This is a genomic window from Pseudomonas phytophila, from assembly GCF_025643095.1.
Classification (GTDB): Bacteria; Pseudomonadota; Gammaproteobacteria; order Pseudomonadales; family Pseudomonadaceae; genus Aquipseudomonas; species Aquipseudomonas quasicaspiana.
This window is the reverse complement of sequence record NZ_CP081201.1, coordinates 901458-919438: the sequence shown is the minus strand read 5'-3', so window position 1 is coordinate 919438 and position 17981 is coordinate 901458. Positions and strand designations below refer to the sequence as shown.

The window sequence follows — 17981 nt, the reverse complement described above, 5'->3', positions numbered from 1 at the left end:
AACAGATGACCTGTAGGAGCTGCCGAAGGCTGCGATCACGGTATGTCAGGATAAATGCTTCGCAGCCTTCGGCAGCTCCTACAAGAATACGTTGCAACTGACGGACCGGCTTTGTTTGACAGGAGCCAACAATCTGGCTCCTGCACACCTCTTGAATCAACCGCGATTACGATCAACCGCGAAGCCTGCCCAGGTCTGGCTGACCGGCATCAATTCCAGGCTGTTGATATTCACGTGCGCCGGGGTGTTCATGATCCAGAAGATGGTCTCTGCGATGTCCTGCGGCTGGATCGCTTCTGCGCCTGCGTACGTCGCGTCGTACTTGCTCTGATCACCACCGAAGCGCACCAGCGAGAATTCGCTTTCGCACAGGCCTGGCTCAAGGTTGGTAACCCGCACGCCAGTGCCGATCAAATCGTTGCGCAGGTTGAGCGAGAACTGACCGACGAAGGCCTTGGTCCCGCCGTAAACGTTGCCGCCCGGGTAAGGATAGTTACCCGCCACCGAACCCACGTTTACGATGCTTGCACCGCGACCATGAGCAATCAGGCGCGAGAGCAACAGGCGAGTGCTGTAGACCAGACCCTTGATGTTGGTGTCGATCATGGTGTCCCAGTCATCCAGGCTGCACTTGGGCGCAGGATCGATGCCCAGAGCCAGACCGGCATTGTTGATCAAACCCTGGATGGTTGCGAACTCGGCTGGCAGGCTTTCAATGGCAGCTTCCATGGCAGCGCGGTCGCGCACGTCCAGCACCAGCGTATGCACTTTGGTCTGCGTGGACAGTTCAGCGCTGAGGGCATTGAGACGCTCTTCACGGCGGCCGGTCAGCACCAGCGACCAGCCGGCTTGTGCGAAGCGACGGGCACAGGCTTCGCCAAACCCGGAAGTAGCGCCAGTAATGAACACAGTGGAAGTCATTTCATTCTCCTGATGTGCCGCACCTGAGTGCAGACCGGTTAATAACGATAAATAAACAAGCCCAGCAGAATGCCCGCCCAGAGAGGTCGGGAGCAAGTCTGTGGATAAAACAATGCACTTTTTGTACAAAAAACAACCAGATACCGCAGGACCAGGCGTAGCCGGGGTCAAACGGGGTTTTACCCACGTTATCCACAGTCAGGCCCACAATATCCGTGGGCAACTCTTTTCATCACAGCCCCCGGATTGCGGGGCCTGAGGGAGAGCCAAAGCGGTTTTTCCCTTGACGTCATTCTCTCCTCGTGTAATGGCAATGAAACATCCGCCGCGCCGAAATCCCCTTGTCATTGCTTCAGGCCATATCCGCTGCCGGTTTGCGAACTATTTCCAATGCTTGCCCACAGACTTATCCACAGGCAAAGCAAATGAAATACCTGTATGAAAAACCAGCCCTCAAAGCGTTGACAAATGCACGCCGAGCAAGCTCGAAGAGCGCTGATCAAATTTTAACCATCACTCTACAAGCCTTATAAAACAAGGGCTTCAGCTAAATGCTCCCACGTTATTCACAGGCAGTTCCACAGTAAACCTGAACAAGTCAAAAGCGTGACAAAACAAGCATTTGCAGCGGCTTTATGTCGCGGTTTGGCGGCTCTCCAAAATTGTTTTCCACAATTGGGCAGACGATGTTTGAGGGCGGTCATCAGATCAACAGCAAGCCGTCGGACTTCACCTCATTCAGTACGAAAAAAGTCCGGACCTGACGTACACCGGGCAGCGCAATAATCCGGGTGTTATGCAAGTGATTGAACGCCGGCAGATCCCGAACCCTGATTTTCATGAAGTAATCCACATCCCCTGCGACCAGCCAGCATTCCAGCACTTGTGGCAGTTCACGGGCAGCCGCTTCGAAGGTCGCGAAGCTCTCGGGTGTCGACCGGTCAAGCACTACACCGATGAGCACGACGGTGCCTTGCTGCACTGCATTGGGATCGATCTGGGCGCGCACGCTTTTAATGATGCCGTTTTCGTACAGCCGCCGCGTGTGGTTCCAGCATGCGGTAGTACTCAACCCAACCTTCCTGGCGAGGTCTGCATTGCTGATACGGCCATCGACCTGCAACGCTCGCAGGATCTTGCGCTCCTGCACTGTCACTTCAGGCATTTGAGGCGGCTCTTTCATTGTCCGGGACCTCCTTGAATGGGTGGGGCAGACCGGCAGTCATGCGCAAATCGTGCCGGTGTATGAACAACTGCCCGCGAAAAACGCCTGAGCGTGAATATTCATCCGCACGACCACTACGAAGCGGACGACCTTCCGATTCGAGGGCATTAATACGTAGGAAACCCCGCAGGACTTTCAGTAGTTTAGGACGCAGGAAACGTGCACCTTCAAACCGCCAGGAGCGCCGTCATGCTTGGGATATCGGAATCTGCTGTCTGGGTCAAAAACCCCTCCCCGGAAGTCGGCGTCGTGATCGTTACGCGTGCCGGATTGCCGGGCTACATCAGCGAGCGTTTGCGCAGTGCGATAGATGATTGGGACCAGGTCGGTTATCTGCATGTCAGAGAGCCCAACGAGTTTCTAGAAGACTGGCTACGGGCAGAATCGAGTCAAGCCGCTCTCAATCTGGACACACGCTGCCATGCCAGCCAACTGCTGCGCTCGGTGTCCAAAGGCTGTTATTTGCTGGATATCGAAGAAAGCCCTTCGCCGCAACTCACCTGGCTAGGCTCGGTATGCGGCCACAAATTGCATGTGGTCAGGCTTGGGGAATCGGACTTTTCAACAGAAGCCATGGATCAGCAGGTTGAGGAGATTCTGGCAAAGGTCAGCACATTGGCGAAGAGCATTCTGGAAGAGCGGTTTATTGGGGTTTGATTGGACGTCACACCTATGTGGGTGCTCGGTTTGGCAATCCAACGATGAGGGCAACTGGGTCTAAAGATGAACGCAGACCCTGTGGGAGCCGGGCTTGCCCGCGATAAGGGCGACTCGGGATTAAGTGAACCGCGTCCAGCCTAATCACGAGCAAGCTCTGCTCCCACAAAGGAAGCAGCATTCCAATTCAGCTATGGAGCCAACCTATCAACCATTACGGAAGATGAAGCTGTAAGCACTCAACGCAGGCACGCCGCCCAGGTGGGCGTAGAGCACTTTCGAGCCTTCCGGGAATTCGCCGTTGCGGACCATCTCGATCATGCCGTGCATCGACTTGCCTTCGTACACGGGGTCGGTCAGCACGCCTTCGGTACGCGCGCAAAGACGAATCGCCTCCAGCGTCCCTTCGTTCGGCAGACCATATTCCGGATAGGCAAAACGCGTATCGAGGATCACGTCGTCCTCGGTGATGTCCTGCCCAAGCTCCACGAGCTTCGCGGTGTTTTGGGCGATACGCAGCACCTGCGCCTTGGTCTTTTCCGGCTTGGCCGACGCATCAATGCCGATCACCCGACGCGCACGGCCATCCGCTGCAAAGCCCACCAGCATGCCCGCGTGGGTGCTGCCAGTGACGGAACAAACCACGATGTAATCAAACTTGAAGCCCAGCTCTTTTTCCTGCTCGCGAACTTCTTCAGCAAAGCCGACAAAACCCAGGCCGCCGTAAGGGTGCTCAGAGCAGCCAGCAGGGATCGGGAAAGGCTTGCCGCCGCTTTCCTCAACGTCCGACATGGCTTTCTCCCAGCTCGGACGGATACCGATGTCGAAGCCGGCCGCATCCAGACGCACATCAGCGCCCATGATTCGCGACATCTCGATATTACCGACCCGGTCATACACCGCATCGGAATAGTTGACCCAGTTCTCCTGCACCAGCACACACTTCATGCCCAGATGCGCAGCCACGGCAGCTACCTGACGGGTCTGGTTGGATTGAATACCACCAATGGAAACCAGCGTGTCGCAGCCCTGCTCCAGCGCTTCGGGAATCAGGTATTCCAGCTTGCGGGTCTTGTTGCCGCCGAAGGCCAGACCGCTGTTGCAGTCTTCACGCTTGGCGTACAAATCGACCTTGCCACCTAGGTACGCACTGAGTCGTTTAAGAGGCGTGATGGGCGAAGGACCAAACGTCAGAGGGTAGCGCTTGAATTTGCTCAGATTCATAACAGGGCTCCTTGATATTGAGAGTATGCAGGCACGCTCTGCAGTGCTTGCGATGGATTCAATATTAAGGAAACGAGCCAAAAAACGGGTTGCAAACTTAAGGCTATTTTTGGCGCTTTATTAATCATTTAGGGATTTAGCCTAATAAAGTTGTTAGGATTATTTTAATCACGCAATAAAAGACCGCCACTGAAATGACCACCAGCACAGACGCCAGCAGTACCGACCGAATTGACCGGGCCATCCTCAAAGCCCTGCAAAGAGACGCTTCAATCTCTAACGTCGCGCTGGCGGAAAAGGTCAAGCTCAGCGCTCCGGCGTGCTTGCGACGGGTTGAGCGGCTGAAGCAGGCAGGGCTGATCAAGAAGATTGTGGCGGTACTGGATTACGAAGCGCTGGATGCGGGGATGGTAGTGATTATCGGCGTGGTGCTGGATCGATCGACCCCGGAATCATTCTCGGCCTTCGAGACCGCGGCGCAGAAAATCTCCGGCTGCATGGAGCTGCATGTGGTGACGGGGGAATTCGACTACCTGATGATGCTGCGCACCCGGGACAGTCAAAGCTTCAACCGACTGCACGCCGAACAGTTGCTGTACCTGCCAGGCGTGCGCCAGATCCGTTCGTTCATGGGTCTGCGTTCGGTGTTGTCGACGACAATGATTCCGTTGTGAATTGAGCTTGAGAGGCACCCTTGTTCCTTTAGGAGTGTCCCCGGTGTGCATGACACCGCGCTGTCTCGCGGCAAACCCACGACCTGTAGGAGCTGCCGAAGGCTGCGATAGCGGTGTATCAGGAGAAATGCTTCGCAGCCTTCGGCAGCTCCTACAGAAATGCATTTCAATCCAACAATTTGCATCATGCCATCTGGTCAATGCCCACCCAGATAAGCGTTACGCACCTCTTCATTAACCAGCAACTCCTGCCCCGTGCCGCTCAGACGAATCTCGCCGTTGACCATGACATAAGCCCGGTCAGACAGCTTCAGCGCATGGTTGGCGTTTTGTTCGACCAGAAAGATGGTCATGCCGGTAGCTGCCAGTTCGCGCAGGGTGGCAAAGATCTGTTTGACGATGATCGGTGCCAGGCCGAGGCTTGGCTCATCAAGCAGCAGCAACTTGGGACGACTCATCAACGCACGAGCAATGGCGAGCATTTGCTGCTCACCACCGGACATGGTCATGGCGCGCTGATTACGACGCTCCTTGAGGCGCGGAAACAGTTCGAACATGCGCTGCATGTCTTCAGCCGAATGTTTGTCGCCAATCGGGATAGTGCCCATCATCAGGTTCTCCTCGACTGACATGTCGGGGAACACCCGACGCCCTTCCGGCGACTGCGCAATGCCGTTGGACGCGATGTAGTGCGACGACTTCTGGGTGATGTCGGTGCCCTGATAAATAATCTGCCCACTAGCCGCCCGGGGCTGGCCGAAGATCGACATCAGCAGCGTGGATTTACCCGCGCCGTTGGAACCGATCAGGCTGACGGTTTCGCCTTCATTGATGTGCAACGAGACTTTCTTCAAGGCCTGAATCGGCCCGTAAAAAACATCGATCTCTTTCATTTCGAGGATCGGCGTACTCATACCAGTTCCTCTTCATCAGCGCCCAGATACGCCGCAATCACTTTCGGATCGTTGCGAATCTGTTCAGGCCCGCCAGTGGCAATGACGTTGCCATGGTCGAGCACCACAATATCGTCGGAAATCCCCATGACCATGCCCATATCGTGCTCGATCAGCACAATGGTCATGTCATGTTCATCACGCAGCAGGCGGATCATGCCGCTCAGCGCTTCGGTTTCCTGCGGGTTGAGGCCCGCAGCCGGTTCATCCAGGCAAATCACCTGCGGCCGGGTGCACATGGCGCGGGCGATTTCCAAGCGGCGTTGCTGGCCATAGGAAAGCTCGCCCGCCAGACGGTTTGCACAGTCCACCAGGTCCACTACTTCGAGCCAGTAGAACGCCGTATTGATGGCAACTTCTTCTGCCTCGCGATAACCCTTGGTATTGAGAATGCCCGCCAACAGGCTGCGGTTGACCCACATGTGTTGGGCCACCAACAGGTTCTCCAGTACGGACATTTCCTTGAACAGACGAATGTTCTGGAAGGTCCGCGCCAGCCCTGCCCGGTTTACCAGATGCGTGCCGCCGAACATCTTGTAGTAGACGCGACTGAGGAAGCTTTTCGGCGAGACAAAGTCTGTGCCCTTGAACGGCTCACCCAGCAGCTTGATCACGTTGGTGGTCGTGCCGCGAGTGTGTAATTCAATGCGCCCGCCTGTGGCTTTATAGAAACCGGTCAGGCAGTTAAAGACCGTGGTTTTGCCCGCGCCGTTGGGACCAATCAGGGCAAAAATGGAATTGCGTCGCACTTGAATGCTGACGTCGCTGAGCGCCTTGATGCCGCCAAAGTGCATCATCAGGTGCTCAACCGAAAGAACGATGTCGTTGCTCATGGCGCAACCCCCTTGCGTGGAGTGACCCCGGTACGTGAGACACGGATCAGGCCGCGTGGCCGCCAGATCATCATCAACACCATGAGTATCCCGAACAGAAGCACACGGTATTCCGCGAAGCTGCGCAGTAGCTCAGGAGCAACCGTCAACACAAACGCGGCAATGACCACGCCCATGGTCGACCCCATACCGCCCAGTACCACGATGGCAAGGATCAATGCTGACTCGAAGAAGGTGAACGAGGTCGGATTGATGAAGCCTTGATAGCTGGCGAAAAACACCCCGGCCAGACCGGCAGTCGATGCGCCGATGGTGAACGCCGAAAGCTTGACCAGAACGTGGTTCAGCCCCATCGAGCGGCAGGCAATCTCGTCTTCACGTAGCGCTTCCCAGGCACGGCCAATCGGCATGCGGGTCAGACGATGTTTGATGTACAGCACCGCCAGGACGACCAGAAACAGCACTGCGTAGATGAAGATGAATTTGAGGTCGGGGTTGTAATCGAACCCGAAGTACTCATGGATGGGCACCCCGCCGTCTTTGGCGCGACGTCCGAACTCCAGACCGAAGAAAGTCGGCGAAGGAACCGCTACGCCATTTGGCCCACCGGTGAACGACAGCCAGTTGTTCAACACCAGCCGGATGATCTCACCAAAGCCCAGCGTGACGATGGCCAGATAATCGCCGTGCATACGCAACACCGGAAAACCCAGTATGCAACCGGCCAACGCCGCAGCAATTGCCGCCAGTGGCAATGCCGACCAGAAGCCCAGACCGAGGTATTGATACCCCAGCGCCAGACCATAGGCACCAATGGCGTAGAACGCCACATACCCCAGGTCCAGAAGACCGGCCAGACCGACCACGATATTCAGCCCCAGGCCCAGCAGGACGTAAATCAGGCCAAGGATGACGACTGTCAGCACGTACTTGTCGGCAAACACCGGGAACACCATCGCGATGACGATCATCGCCGGGATGATGAAGCGCAGACGCGATTTGTAATCCGGCGGCAGCACATGAACACCTGAACCCGAGCTCTCGAAGCTTTGAGCGATGCTCAAGCCCTTGGGCGTCTGCATGAACAGGCTCAACAACAGACGACCGACCATGACAACACTGACCAGAACGGCAACGCGAGTGGGCTCAAGGTTGAAGCTGTAACCGTCGAGCACCACGCCAACAATCGGACCAAAAACAATCAGCGCCAATAGACCCGCAATCACGGCATCGATCAGGCTTTGTTTGAAACTGACGGGTTTAGTAGGAGCAGACATATTTATACCTTCGCCACGAGTGGGCGACCCAGCAGGCCTTGAGGACGGAAAATCAGAATCAGTACCAACAGGCCGAAGCTGAACACGTCTTTGTAATCAGAGTTGATCAAACCGGAGAACTGCGACTCCGCAACCCCCAGGATCAACCCACCGAGCATCGCGCCCGGCAATGAGCCGATGCCGCCCAGCACCGCAGCCGTGAACGCCTTGATGCCAATGATGAAGCCGGCATAAAAATCGAAGGTGCCGTAATTCATGGTGATCAGCACACCGGCCAATGCGGCCATGGCTGCACCGATGATGAACACGTAAGAAATCACCCGATCGGTATTGATGCCCAGAATCGATGCCATCTTGCGATCCTGTTGGGTCGCGCGGCACATCCGGCCCAGCTTGGTGTACTTGATGATGTAGGTCAGTACGCCCATGCCAACGAACGCAGCAATCAGGATAAATACCTTGGTGAAGGTGATTTGCACGAAGCCGCTGCCGACTTCAAAGCGCCAGGCGCCTTCGAGCAGCGTCGGTACGCCTTGCTGACGCGCACCCTGGCTGATTTGTGCGTAGTTTTGCAGGATCAGCGAGATACCAATGGCGCTGATCAGGGGGGCAAGGCGTGTCGAGTTACGCAGTGGTTTGTAAGCCACTCGTTCAATGACAAAGCCATAAACGCCAGTCACCACGATGGTGAAGATCAGCGTGCCGAGAATAAGGAAAGGGAAGGACTCCAGACCGAAAAATGAGAGGACGGCCAGGCCGATGGCGGCCAGGTACGCGGAGATCATGTACACGTCGCCGTGGGCGAAGTTGATCATGCCAATGATGCCGTAGACCATCGTGTAACCGATGGCGATCAAACCGTAGACCGACCCGAGGGTCAGACCGTTGATCATTTGCTGCAGGAAAATACCGTCCATCACGCACGCTCACGAACTTGAAAGGCTAACGATGCAGTCCGAAGTTTCCTTGTGAGAAACAGCGGACCGTCATTCAGTAGCTGACAGAAGAACTTCGGGGTCGCGACCTTGCGCCCCCATTAACAAGACGCGCGAGCACCTTTGAGGTACTCGCGCGGCTATGCGCTTTGCTTACTTCTGTTTTTCGAGCTGATGGTATTTACCGTCTTTGTCCCACTGGTAAACCACATAGTCGGAGACTTTCAGGTCGCCTTTGGTGTCCCAGGCTTTCTCGCCCATTACAGTTTTAACGGGGTGAGCTTTGAGCCACTTGCTGGCATCTTCGCCCTTGTTGGATTTGGCACCATTGAAGCCAGCGGCCAAGGCTTGAACCGAAGCGTAGGCATACAGCGTGTAGCCTTCAGGCTCGTAGCCGGACTTGCGGAACTCATCCACGACGGCCTTGCTGTCTGGCAGTACGCGAGGGTCAGCACCAAATGTCATGTACACGCCATCAACGTATTGCGCGCCGCCAGCGGTCGTCACCAACTCATCCGTTACGATGCCGTCATCGGACATGAACTTGACGTCTTTCAGGCCTTGCTCACGCATCTGACGAACCAGAGGACCGGCTTCCGGGTGCAGACCGCCGAAGTAGACGACGTCCGCGCCGACAGAACGAATCTTGGTCACCAGGGCGCTGAAGTCTTTCTCGCCTCGGGTCAGGCCTTCTTCCAGAACCGGTTTCACGCCACGGGCAGTGAGCTGCTTGGCGGTCGCATCCGCCAGGCCTTTGCCGTAGGTGTCCTTATCGTTGATGACGGCGATTTTCTTGCCTTTCAGAACATCGACAATGTAGTCGCCCGCCACGATACCTTGCTGGTCGTCACGACCGCACATGCGGAACATGGCGGTCAGGCCGCGTTCGGTCACCGTCGGGTTGGTAGAGCCTGGGGTGATAGCGATGATGCCGGCTTCGTCATAAACTTCCGAGGCTGGGATCGTTGACGAGGAGCAGAAGTGACCGACAACACCGGCTACTTTGTCCGAGGCGGCCTTGTTGGCGACGGCAACGGCCTGTTTCGGTTCGCAGGCATCGTCATACGCCGTCAGTACAATTTTTTCGCCGTTAACGCCGCCAGTTTTGTTGATCGCGTCGGCGGCGGCCTGAGCGCCTTTCATGTATTGCTGACCAAACGATGCGTTGGCGCCAGTCATTGGCCCCGCGACACCGATCTTCAGATCAGCCTGAGCAAACGAAGACACGCCGAATGCAGTAGCGACTGCAAGTGCAAGAAAGCCTTTTCTGTAAAACGTCTGCGACATGAGTGGTGCTCCTGAGATTTTTTTGATTAGCACTGCAACTACAGAGTTGCTCTGAGCAAGTGGCGTGCCATTCGTTTTTTATTCTGATGAAACTCTCGGATTTGTTGCGTCCGGCCCGGCTAGAGCCTTTGACCGCAGGGCATGCAACCCTCTATATCAAGCAAAGTACAACCCTGAAATAAAAAGGTGCAACCAGCGGCAAAATACGTAGCAACCTACGCATCACACTACGTACAACCCCGCTGTAACAGCATGCGTCACCGATCTGCACACCGGCGGTGCGCTTGCGCTACGGGACGCACCAATTGAGGTTAGTGGAGGTTTTGCAACTGGAGCAGTTCCGCCAACAACACTTTACAACGGCTAAGCGCGGAACCCATGGGAGATTCTATGTTTGCCAGCAAGCTTGATCTTGTAGGACTGGCCGGGCGGCGTTCCGTTTTAGCCGGCCCTACGGGATTGCGCAGATTCCGTGGGAGCGAATTTATTCGCGAAGACTGCCTGGCAGACGAAAAATTTCTATCGAATATACAGGCCCCTTCGCGAATAAATTCGCTCCCACTGAGTGCTCATTCACATCTTGAAGCCGGCGAGGCAGTCGAGATAGATGCCACCCGCCCGCGCCAGCGGAACAGCTATCAATCGAATGTAATGCCCTGCGCCAGCGGCAACTCTAGCGAGTAGTTCACGGTCGCTGTCTGGCGACGCATGTAACCGCGCCACGAATCGGAGCCGGACTCACGACCGCCGCCGGTTTCTTTCTCGCCACCGAATGCACCGCCGATTTCAGCACCGCTCGGGCCGATGTTGACGTTGGCGATACCGCAGTCACTGCCCAGCGCCGACATGAACTGCTCCGCTTCGCGCACGTCCGTGGTGAATATGCACGACGACAGACCTTGCGGCACAGCGTTGTTCAAACGCAGCGCTTCGTTGAAATCTTCATAACCCACTACGTACAGAATCGGCGCGAAAGTCTCGGCGCGCACGACATCGCTCTGCTCTGGCATCTCGACGATGGCCGGAGAAACGTAATAAGCATTAGGGAATTTGTCCTCCAACTGACGCTTGCCGCCGAACACCTTGCCACCCTCGCTCGTCGCCTGCTCCAGCGCATCCTGCATGGCTTGATAGCTATGCTTGTCGATCAGCGGACCAATCAGATTGCCTTCCAACGGGTGACCGATACGAATTTTTTCGTAGGCAGTTTTCAGACGCGCAACGATTTCGGCTTTCACCGAATCATGGGCGATCAAACGACGCAGGCTCGTGCAGCGCTGCCCGGCAGTACCGACGGCGCTGAACAGGATGGCGCGTACGGCCAGATCCAGATCGGCTGTCGGGCTGAGAATCATGGCGTTGTTGCCGCCCAGTTCGAGGATGCTGCGAGCGAAACGGGCGGCCACTTTCGGAGCCACTTCACGCCCCATTCGGGTGCTTCCGGTTGCACTGATCAGAGCCACACGCGGATCATCGACCAGCGCCTCACCCGCATCACGACCACCAATGATCACTTGAGCCAGATGCTCCGGCGCATCGGCAAAGTCAGCCGCGACCTTGTCGAACAGCGCCTGGCACGCCAGACCGGTCAATGGGGTTTTCTCAGACGGCTTCCAGATCACCGAGTTGCCGCACACCAGCGCCAGTGCGGTGTTCCAGGACCAGACCGCGACCGGGAAGTTGAACGCACTGATCACACCGACCACGCCCAGCGGATGCCAGGTTTCACGCATGTGGTGACCCGGGCGCTCAGAGGCGATGGTCAAGCCGTACAGCTGGCGGGACAGGCCGACGGCGAAGTCGCAGATGTCGATCATTTCCTGCACTTCACCCAGACCTTCCTGGGTGATCTTGCCAGCTTCCCATGAAACCAGCTCCCCCAGATCAGCCTTGTGCTTGCGCAGCGCTTCACCGAACAGACGAATCAGCTCGCCACGACGCGGAGCCGGTACCTTGCGCCAGGCCTGAAAAGCAGCGTCGGCACGCGTAACTTGCTGCTCAACCTCTGCAGCACCTTCCCAGCTCACCGCACCGATACGGCTGCCGTCGATAGGTGTATGGACAGGCTGGTCGCCCTTTTGATATTTCGCGGGGTCGACACCGAGGCGGTTTAGCAGGTCGGTAAGCATGTTCTCTCCTGATTTCGGGAATGCTGGAATAACGGTAAATCTTCAGGCTCTAGTAATAACTGGCCTTAACGCCATCAACAAACGACCATTAGGCGAGATATCATTCCTTTTATTCATGCTCGCGGTATCAAGATCGGAAAAGGCTAGAACATGCTCAACAGACGCCACCTGCCGTCCATCACGGCGCTGCAATGCTTCGAAGCGGTCACCCGGCATTTGAGCTTCACGCGCGCGGCCGAGGAACTGAACCTCACGCAAAGTGCCGTCAGCAAGCAAGTGGCGCAGCTTGAAGAACTGGTGCAGCACTTACTGTTTCGTCGCGTGCGTCGCCGCTTGCAACTGACCCCGGCCGGCGCGCTGTATCTGGGCGAAGTGCGCAAGATTCTGAGCCAGATGGAGATGTCCACGCACTTCCTGCGCTCCTACGGCGGCGAGACCGAGGTGTTGCGGGTTTCGACACCCTCGACCTTCGGCGCACGCTGGCTGGTGCCGCGCTTGAAAGGCTGGCGTCTGCGTCATCCGCATATCCATCTGGATGTGGTCAACGAGCAGGAGAACGATGACCTGATTCAAAGCCGCTGCGATTTCACCTTCTACTTCGGCCAGGGCGCGCGTCCGGGCGCAGAGAGTATTCGGTTGTTTGGCGAAGAACTGGTGCCCGTCTGTTCACCGGCCGCTCTACCCTCGACTCCGTTTACCGATCCGACACAGCTGGCCGATCTGGTCCTGCTGCAAAACGCCAATCGCCCCCAAGGCTGGCATGACTGGTTCGACAGTCAGGGCTATCACACCGAGCACAGCTACCACGGACCACGCTTCGAAACCTTCTACATGTGCATCCGCGCAGCGCAGGTCGGCTGCGGCGTCGCCCTGCTGCCGCGGTTTCTGGTGGAAGAAGAACTGGCCGACGGCAAGCTGGTCATCCCATGGCAACACGCCTTGCCAAGCAGCGACGCGTATTACATGGCCTACCCGGAGCACGCTGCTGAAGTGCCAAAGATCAGGGACTTTGCGAAGTGGATGCTGGAGCAGTTGGGAGGAGAATGAGCGCACGAAACCTCTCGCCAACAAATTGCCTCCTGCCTGCCCCCCACCACATGGTAGGAGCGAACTTGTTCGCGAGGCGGCATCCCGACGATAAACGATAACGCGATATGTCTTCTGGCTGTCTCTCATGCATCGCGGGCAAGCCTCGCTCCCACATAGACCGCGCTATTCCGTAGGAGCCGGGCTTGCCCGCGAAGAACGGTAACGCGGTGTGCCTGACGGAGCAAAGCGCCTGCATCGCGGCAAGGCTCCCTCCAACAGGATTTGCGCCCCCCCCCTCGGCTAAAGCCGGTCTACAAACTCAAGCTTGAAAGCGGACATAGAATCCCCCGAATCCTGACGCCAGCATTACGGCTGCTTCTACCCATCAAATAGTTTTTTATGGCTGTGTGCAGCCCGGCGTTGAACCTATATTCCTGCAACCCTGGGTAGAAGCCTTCGCGCTGCGCATGTCGATCGCTACGTAGTTTCCCTGACTTGATCCCCTGACAGGTTATGACGCTATGGCGACCGCTAATATTGCAAAGGCAAACTCACTGCCAAGGCTCACAGACAGGCACCTGACGGTTATTTTGCTCGCGTTGCCGGTGATGCTGATGACGCTGGCGATCCTGATCAACAACCACGGCATGTTCATTTACACGCTGGACGATCCCTACATTCACCTCGCGCTGGCCAAACAGATGTTCAGCGGCCATTACGGTATCAACCCCGGTGAATTTTCAGCGCCATCCTCAAGCATTATCTGGCCCTTCCTGCTCGCACCTTTTGCCGTTCTGGGGAACGGGATGGTGTTGGCACCTTTTTTCCTCAATCTGATTTTCGCGTTCCTGACCATAGGCCCGTTGCTCAGGCTGCTAGAGGGTTTGCATCCCGTGAGCAAGGTGCTGATTCTCGGTGGTTTCTTCCTCGCCACTAATCTCTACGGCCTGATTTTCGCGGGGATGGAGCACACGCTGCAGGTCTATCTCGTGACGTTGATAGCCTGCGCGGTGGTGAAAAAAGAGTTCGGTCAGGTAGCCATAACACCGCTGCCCATCTATATCGCGCTGATTCTATTGCCGTTGGTGCGCTATGAAGGACTGGCCGTTTCCCTTCCAGTACTGGCTTATCTGTTCTGGCATGGCGAACGGCGCAGCACGGTGGTCAGTGCTGCAGTTATCGGTGCGCTGGTTGTGGCATTTTCGCTGTTCTTGAATCATCTGGGCCTGGGCTACATCCCATCGTCCGTGCAGGCAAAAACCGGTACGGGCCTGGCCGCGCTGTTCTTTAACGTCACGAACCAGCTCGATGCCTATGGCTGGGTCTTGCTTGCCCAGCTGTTCGTGTGTGTGCTGTTTTTCGACAGGAAGCCCCTGATCCTGATGCTGCTCACTGTGGCAGCGCTGCACACGTTGTTTGGTCGATCAGGGCAAGGCCGCTATGAAGCCTATTGGCTGACCTTTGTTGGCGTGTTCGTCATCTACGCCTGTGTCACACGCATGAGCGAGCGCTACATGACCGCCCTGTTCGCAATGCTGCCGGTCGCTTTCGCGATTCCGGTGTACACGACGCTGCGTGTGCCTCTTTCCTCGGCAGCAATTTATAACCAGCAGTACTCCAGCGGGGAGATCGTTCGGGCACTGGGCGAACCGGTTGCCGTCAATGATTTGGGCCTTGTCGCGCTCAATGGCAACCAATACATCCTGGATTTATGGGGACTGGGCAGCATCCAGGCGCTGCACTATCGCAAGACGCGCAACGACGTCGACTGGATGACCACACTGATGGACGAGAAGGACGTTCACTACGCATTTGTCTACAACGAGTGGTTCCCCGAAAGGCCGAAGAACTGGATTGAGGTAGCAGAAATGCGCCTGACCATCCCTCGCGCTTCGGCCGCAGCGTCCAGCGTTTTTTACTACGCCACCGACGAGGAATCGGCGAAAAAGCTCAAGACTGTGATGGAGCGGTTTCGTGATGACACACCCAACGGGAAATTCACTCTTAATTTTCCGGCAGTTGCGGCGGCACGCTGAAAGAGCGCTTTCACGCAGCAAACACAAAAACCAGTGGGAGCGAATTCATTCGCGAAAGCGGTGTGGCCGACCCCCGATGTTTTCAGGTCTGCCCCTGCAGTGGTCAACTTTTTCCGGACACCTCAATCGGTGATTGTCAGGCTGCTTGCCGCTCATATTGATTGGGCGGCACATAGCCCAGTTTCGAGTGCAATCGCCCCTCGTTGTAGAACCGCACGATGTAGTCCGTGATGTCCTTTATCGCTTCGGCGTGGTTGGCGTAATCCTTCCTCCAGGTACGCTCCATTTTCAGGTTCAAAAAGAAGCGCTCCATAACCGCGTTGTCCCAGCAGTTACCCTTGCGGCTCATACTGCAACGCATTCCATTGCGGGTCAGCAGCGCCTGATAAGCCGCTCCTGCGTACTGACTGCCTCGATCCGAGTGGACGATCAAACCTGGCTCAGGTTGGCGTTGAGCGATAGCCAATTGCATGGCGCTGATTACCAGCTCGGCTCGCATATGAGGGGCCATGGCCCAGCCCACGATCTTGCGCGAGAAAAGGTCCATGACCACTGCCAGGTACACCCAGCCGCCGCGTGTGCGGATATAAGTAATGTCTGCAACCCAGGATTGATTGATCGCCCCAGGGTTGAACTGGCGATTTAGAAGGTTTTCAGCCACCGGCAAGTTGTGATTGCTGTTGGTTGTGTGAACAAACTTACGCTTCCAGACCGGGCGCAGACCTTGTTGTTTCATAAGGCTGCGCACCTTGAAGCGACCAATCGACAGGCCTTCTTTACGCAATGCGCTCACCACACGACGACTACCATAGCAACGCTCCGACGCTTCAAAGGCTGCCTTGATCCTGGCCGCTGCCGGACAGGCGGGCTTGGGTTTCAAACGACGCTGTTGGGCCTCATAAAGACCGGAGCGACTGATCCGCAGTACCCGACAGAGACGAGCCACCGGGTAGGCCTTACGTTGTAATTGGTGAACCAGTTGATGGATCACTTCAATTCGCGGGCAAAGAAGGCCGTAGCTTTTTTTAGGATGTCATTATCCATTTTCAGCTCACGAATCTGCTGCTCCAGTTGGCGAATACGCTGTTGCTCGCTGGTCAACGGGTTGCCAATTCCCGGGCCACCTAACAGCTCGGCCTTGTATTGCTCAACCCAGCGACGCACTGCCGTATCGCTCAGGTTCATATCAAGGCAGACAGAGTTCACACTCTGGCCTTGATCGACGATGAGCTTGCAAACATCAAGCTTGAAAGCGGCATCGAATTTTCTGTATTTCTTGGTCATGGTGACTCCTCAATGGATATAGTTTCCCCTATTGAGGTGTCCGGGGTCATTAGACCAGCGCACCCCTTCGCGAATAAATTCGCTCCCACCGTGAGCTCTATTCCAACCCAGGCCGCTCTCCACACGCCTCCCCCTACCAAAGAAAACTGCCCCTATCCCGCACTGACTGGCATTATGTCGGTCATTATCAACAACAAGCTCAATGAGCGCTCGATGGCTCTGCCACGGGACGCCGTGACCACTTGATTCATTTTTCGTTTGGCCGCGTCTGGCGGCCGGTCCTGCTGGAGCGACCCAATGAGCGAGAGCGCTTTCTCCAATCGCATCGTGCAAAACCTGCTCGACACCGATCTGTACAAACTGAGCATGATGCAGGCGGTGTTGCACAACTACCCCAACGTCGACGTTGAGTGGGAATTTCGCTGCCGAAACGGTGAGGACCTGCGTCCCTATCTGGGTGAAATCCAGCAACAAATCCAGAAGCTGTGCGAGCTGTCACTAGCGGCTCCTGAGCTGAATTTCCTGGAACGCATCAACTTCATGAAGCCCGACTTCCTGAGGTTTCTCGGCCTGTTCCGCTTCAACACACGCTACGTGAAAACTACTATTGAAAATGATGAGCTGTGTATTCGCCTGCAAGGGCCATGGCTGCATGTGATCCTTTTCGAAGTGCCGGTGCTGGCGATTGTGAGTGAAGTGCGCAACCGCCACCGCCACCCCGAAATCCTGCTCAGCCAAGCGCGGGATCAGCTGTATCGCAAGTTCGACTGGCTGACCGCCAATGCCAAGGCTGACGAGCTGGCTGAACTCAAGGTCGCTGACTTCGGCACCCGTCGTCGTTTTTCTTATCGCGTTCAGGAAGAAGTCGTCGACGTGCTCAAGCGCGACTTCCCTGGCCAGTTCGTCGGCACCAGTAATGTGCAACTGGCACGCAAATTTGACCTGAAACCGTTAGGCACCATGGCCCACGAATGGATCATGGCTCACCAGCAACTCGGCCCGCGCCTGATCGACAGCCAAAGCGCCGCGCTCGATTGCTGGGTGCACGAATACCGGGGATTGCTGGGGATCGCCCTGACGGACTGCATAACCACCGACGCTTTCCTGCAGGATTTCGATCTGTATTTCGCCAAACTGTTTGACGGTCTGCGCCATGACTCCGGTGATCCGGTGATGTGGGCCGAAAAATGCATCTCGCATTACCAGAAGCTCGGCATTGACCCGATGAGCAAGACGCTGGTGTTCTCCGACGGCCTGACGCTGCCCAAGGCACTGGAAATATTTCGCGCGTTGCGCGGTCGCATCAACGTGAGCTTCGGAATTGGCACTAACCTCACTGCAGACATACCGGGCGTCGAACCCATGAGTATCGTTCTGAAAATGACCGCCTGTGCCGGGCAGCCCGTTGCGAAAATCTCCGACGAACCCGGCAAGACGCAATGCAAGGACCCCAACTTCGTCTCGTACCTGCGACATGTGTTCAAAGTGGCGGACTGATCCGCAAACAGAAGCCGTCG

Annotated in this window: 15 protein-coding genes; 5 read left to right on the top strand and 10 right to left on the bottom strand. The window is 56.3% G+C overall.

Features of this window, described 5'->3' with window-relative positions; translation table 11 throughout:
• Positions 1-156 precede the first annotated feature (156 nt).
• Both K3169_RS03895 and K3169_RS03890 read right to left on the bottom strand, forming a co-directional pair.
• Positions 157-921 carry an SDR family oxidoreductase gene (locus K3169_RS03895; protein ID WP_027899731.1) on the bottom strand — a complete coding sequence of 255 codons (765 nt, stop codon included), beginning with the start codon at positions 919-921 and terminating at the stop codon, positions 157-159.
• 703 nt (positions 922-1624) lie between these two features.
• On the bottom strand, positions 1625-2104 hold the full coding sequence (locus K3169_RS03890) for an Lrp/AsnC family transcriptional regulator (RefSeq protein WP_263270052.1): 480 nt from the start codon (positions 2102-2104) through the stop codon (positions 1625-1627).
• A gap of 231 nt (positions 2105-2335) precedes the next feature.
• On the opposite strand from K3169_RS03890, the gene K3169_RS03885 reads away from it, so the two are divergent.
• Positions 2336-2803, top strand: coding sequence for a transketolase (locus K3169_RS03885; protein WP_263270050.1), 468 nt, complete (start codon positions 2336-2338; stop codon positions 2801-2803).
• Between the two features lie 207 nt (positions 2804-3010).
• On the opposite strand, the gene K3169_RS03880 is transcribed toward K3169_RS03885, so the two are convergent.
• Complete coding sequence (locus K3169_RS03880; RefSeq protein ID WP_263270048.1) at positions 3011-4027, bottom strand: 1-aminocyclopropane-1-carboxylate deaminase; 1017 nt, start codon at positions 4025-4027, stop codon at positions 3011-3013.
• Positions 4028-4221: 194 nt separating this feature from the next.
• Here K3169_RS03880 and K3169_RS03875 point away from each other — a divergent pair, with 194 nt between their 5' ends.
• Positions 4222-4701: an Lrp/AsnC family transcriptional regulator gene (locus K3169_RS03875; RefSeq protein ID WP_099267796.1), complete on the top strand. Its 480-nt coding sequence runs from the start codon at positions 4222-4224 to the stop codon at positions 4699-4701.
• 197 nt (positions 4702-4898) lie between these two features.
• Here the strand turns inward: K3169_RS03875 and K3169_RS03870 are convergent, their stop codons facing one another.
• The 6 genes from K3169_RS03870 to K3169_RS03845 all read right to left on the bottom strand — a co-directional run bounded on the left by K3169_RS03870 (position 4899) and on the right by K3169_RS03845 (position 12115).
• On the bottom strand, positions 4899-5615 hold the full coding sequence (locus K3169_RS03870; protein ID WP_099267794.1) for an ABC transporter ATP-binding protein: 717 nt from the start codon (positions 5613-5615) through the stop codon (positions 4899-4901).
• A complete protein-coding gene (locus K3169_RS03865; protein WP_122708726.1) occupies positions 5612-6487 on the bottom strand; it encodes an ABC transporter ATP-binding protein in 876 nt (291 codons plus the stop codon). The genes K3169_RS03870 and K3169_RS03865 overlap by 4 nt, the downstream gene beginning before the upstream one ends.
• Entirely contained in the window at positions 6484-7764 is a 1281-nt protein-coding gene (gene livM / locus K3169_RS03860) for a high-affinity branched-chain amino acid ABC transporter permease LivM (protein WP_099267793.1), read from the bottom strand. The genes K3169_RS03865 and livM overlap by 4 nt, the downstream gene beginning before the upstream one ends.
• 2 nt (positions 7765-7766) lie before the next feature.
• On the bottom strand, positions 7767-8681 hold the full coding sequence (locus tag K3169_RS03855; RefSeq protein ID WP_099267792.1) for an ABC transporter permease subunit: 915 nt from the start codon (positions 8679-8681) through the stop codon (positions 7767-7769).
• 171 nt (positions 8682-8852) lie between these two features.
• On the bottom strand, positions 8853-9986 hold the full coding sequence (locus K3169_RS03850; protein ID WP_027898117.1) for a branched-chain amino acid ABC transporter substrate-binding protein: 1134 nt from the start codon (positions 9984-9986) through the stop codon (positions 8853-8855).
• Positions 9987-10624: 638 nt separating this feature from the next.
• The gene (locus tag K3169_RS03845; protein ID WP_317633750.1) at positions 10625-12115 is read right to left on the bottom strand and encodes an aldehyde dehydrogenase family protein; all 1491 of its coding nucleotides are present in this window, start codon (positions 12113-12115) and stop codon (positions 10625-10627) included.
• Positions 12116-12265: 150 nt separating this feature from the next.
• Between K3169_RS03845 and K3169_RS03840 the strand changes: the two genes are divergently transcribed.
• Positions 12266-13162, top strand: coding sequence for a LysR family transcriptional regulator (locus K3169_RS03840; protein ID WP_263270042.1), 897 nt, complete (start codon positions 12266-12268; stop codon positions 13160-13162).
• 503 nt (positions 13163-13665) lie between these two features.
• Positions 13666-15180, top strand: coding sequence for a hypothetical protein (locus K3169_RS03835; RefSeq protein ID WP_263270040.1), 1515 nt, complete (start codon positions 13666-13668; stop codon positions 15178-15180).
• Between the two features lie 136 nt (positions 15181-15316).
• Here K3169_RS03835 and K3169_RS03830 read toward each other — a convergent pair.
• Positions 15317-16464, bottom strand: a protein-coding gene (locus tag K3169_RS03830) for an IS3 family transposase (RefSeq protein WP_263269877.1) whose coding sequence is annotated in 2 segments (ribosomal slippage) — positions 15317-16209 and positions 16209-16464 — 1149 coding nt in all. Because the reading frame shifts where the segments join, the coding sequence is not laid out codon by codon here.
• A gap of 297 nt (positions 16465-16761) precedes the next feature.
• Here K3169_RS03830 and pncB point away from each other — a divergent pair.
• A complete protein-coding gene (pncB, locus tag K3169_RS03825) occupies positions 16762-17961 on the top strand; it encodes a nicotinate phosphoribosyltransferase (RefSeq protein WP_263270038.1) in 1200 nt (399 codons plus the stop codon).
• Positions 17962-17981 lie beyond the last annotated feature (20 nt).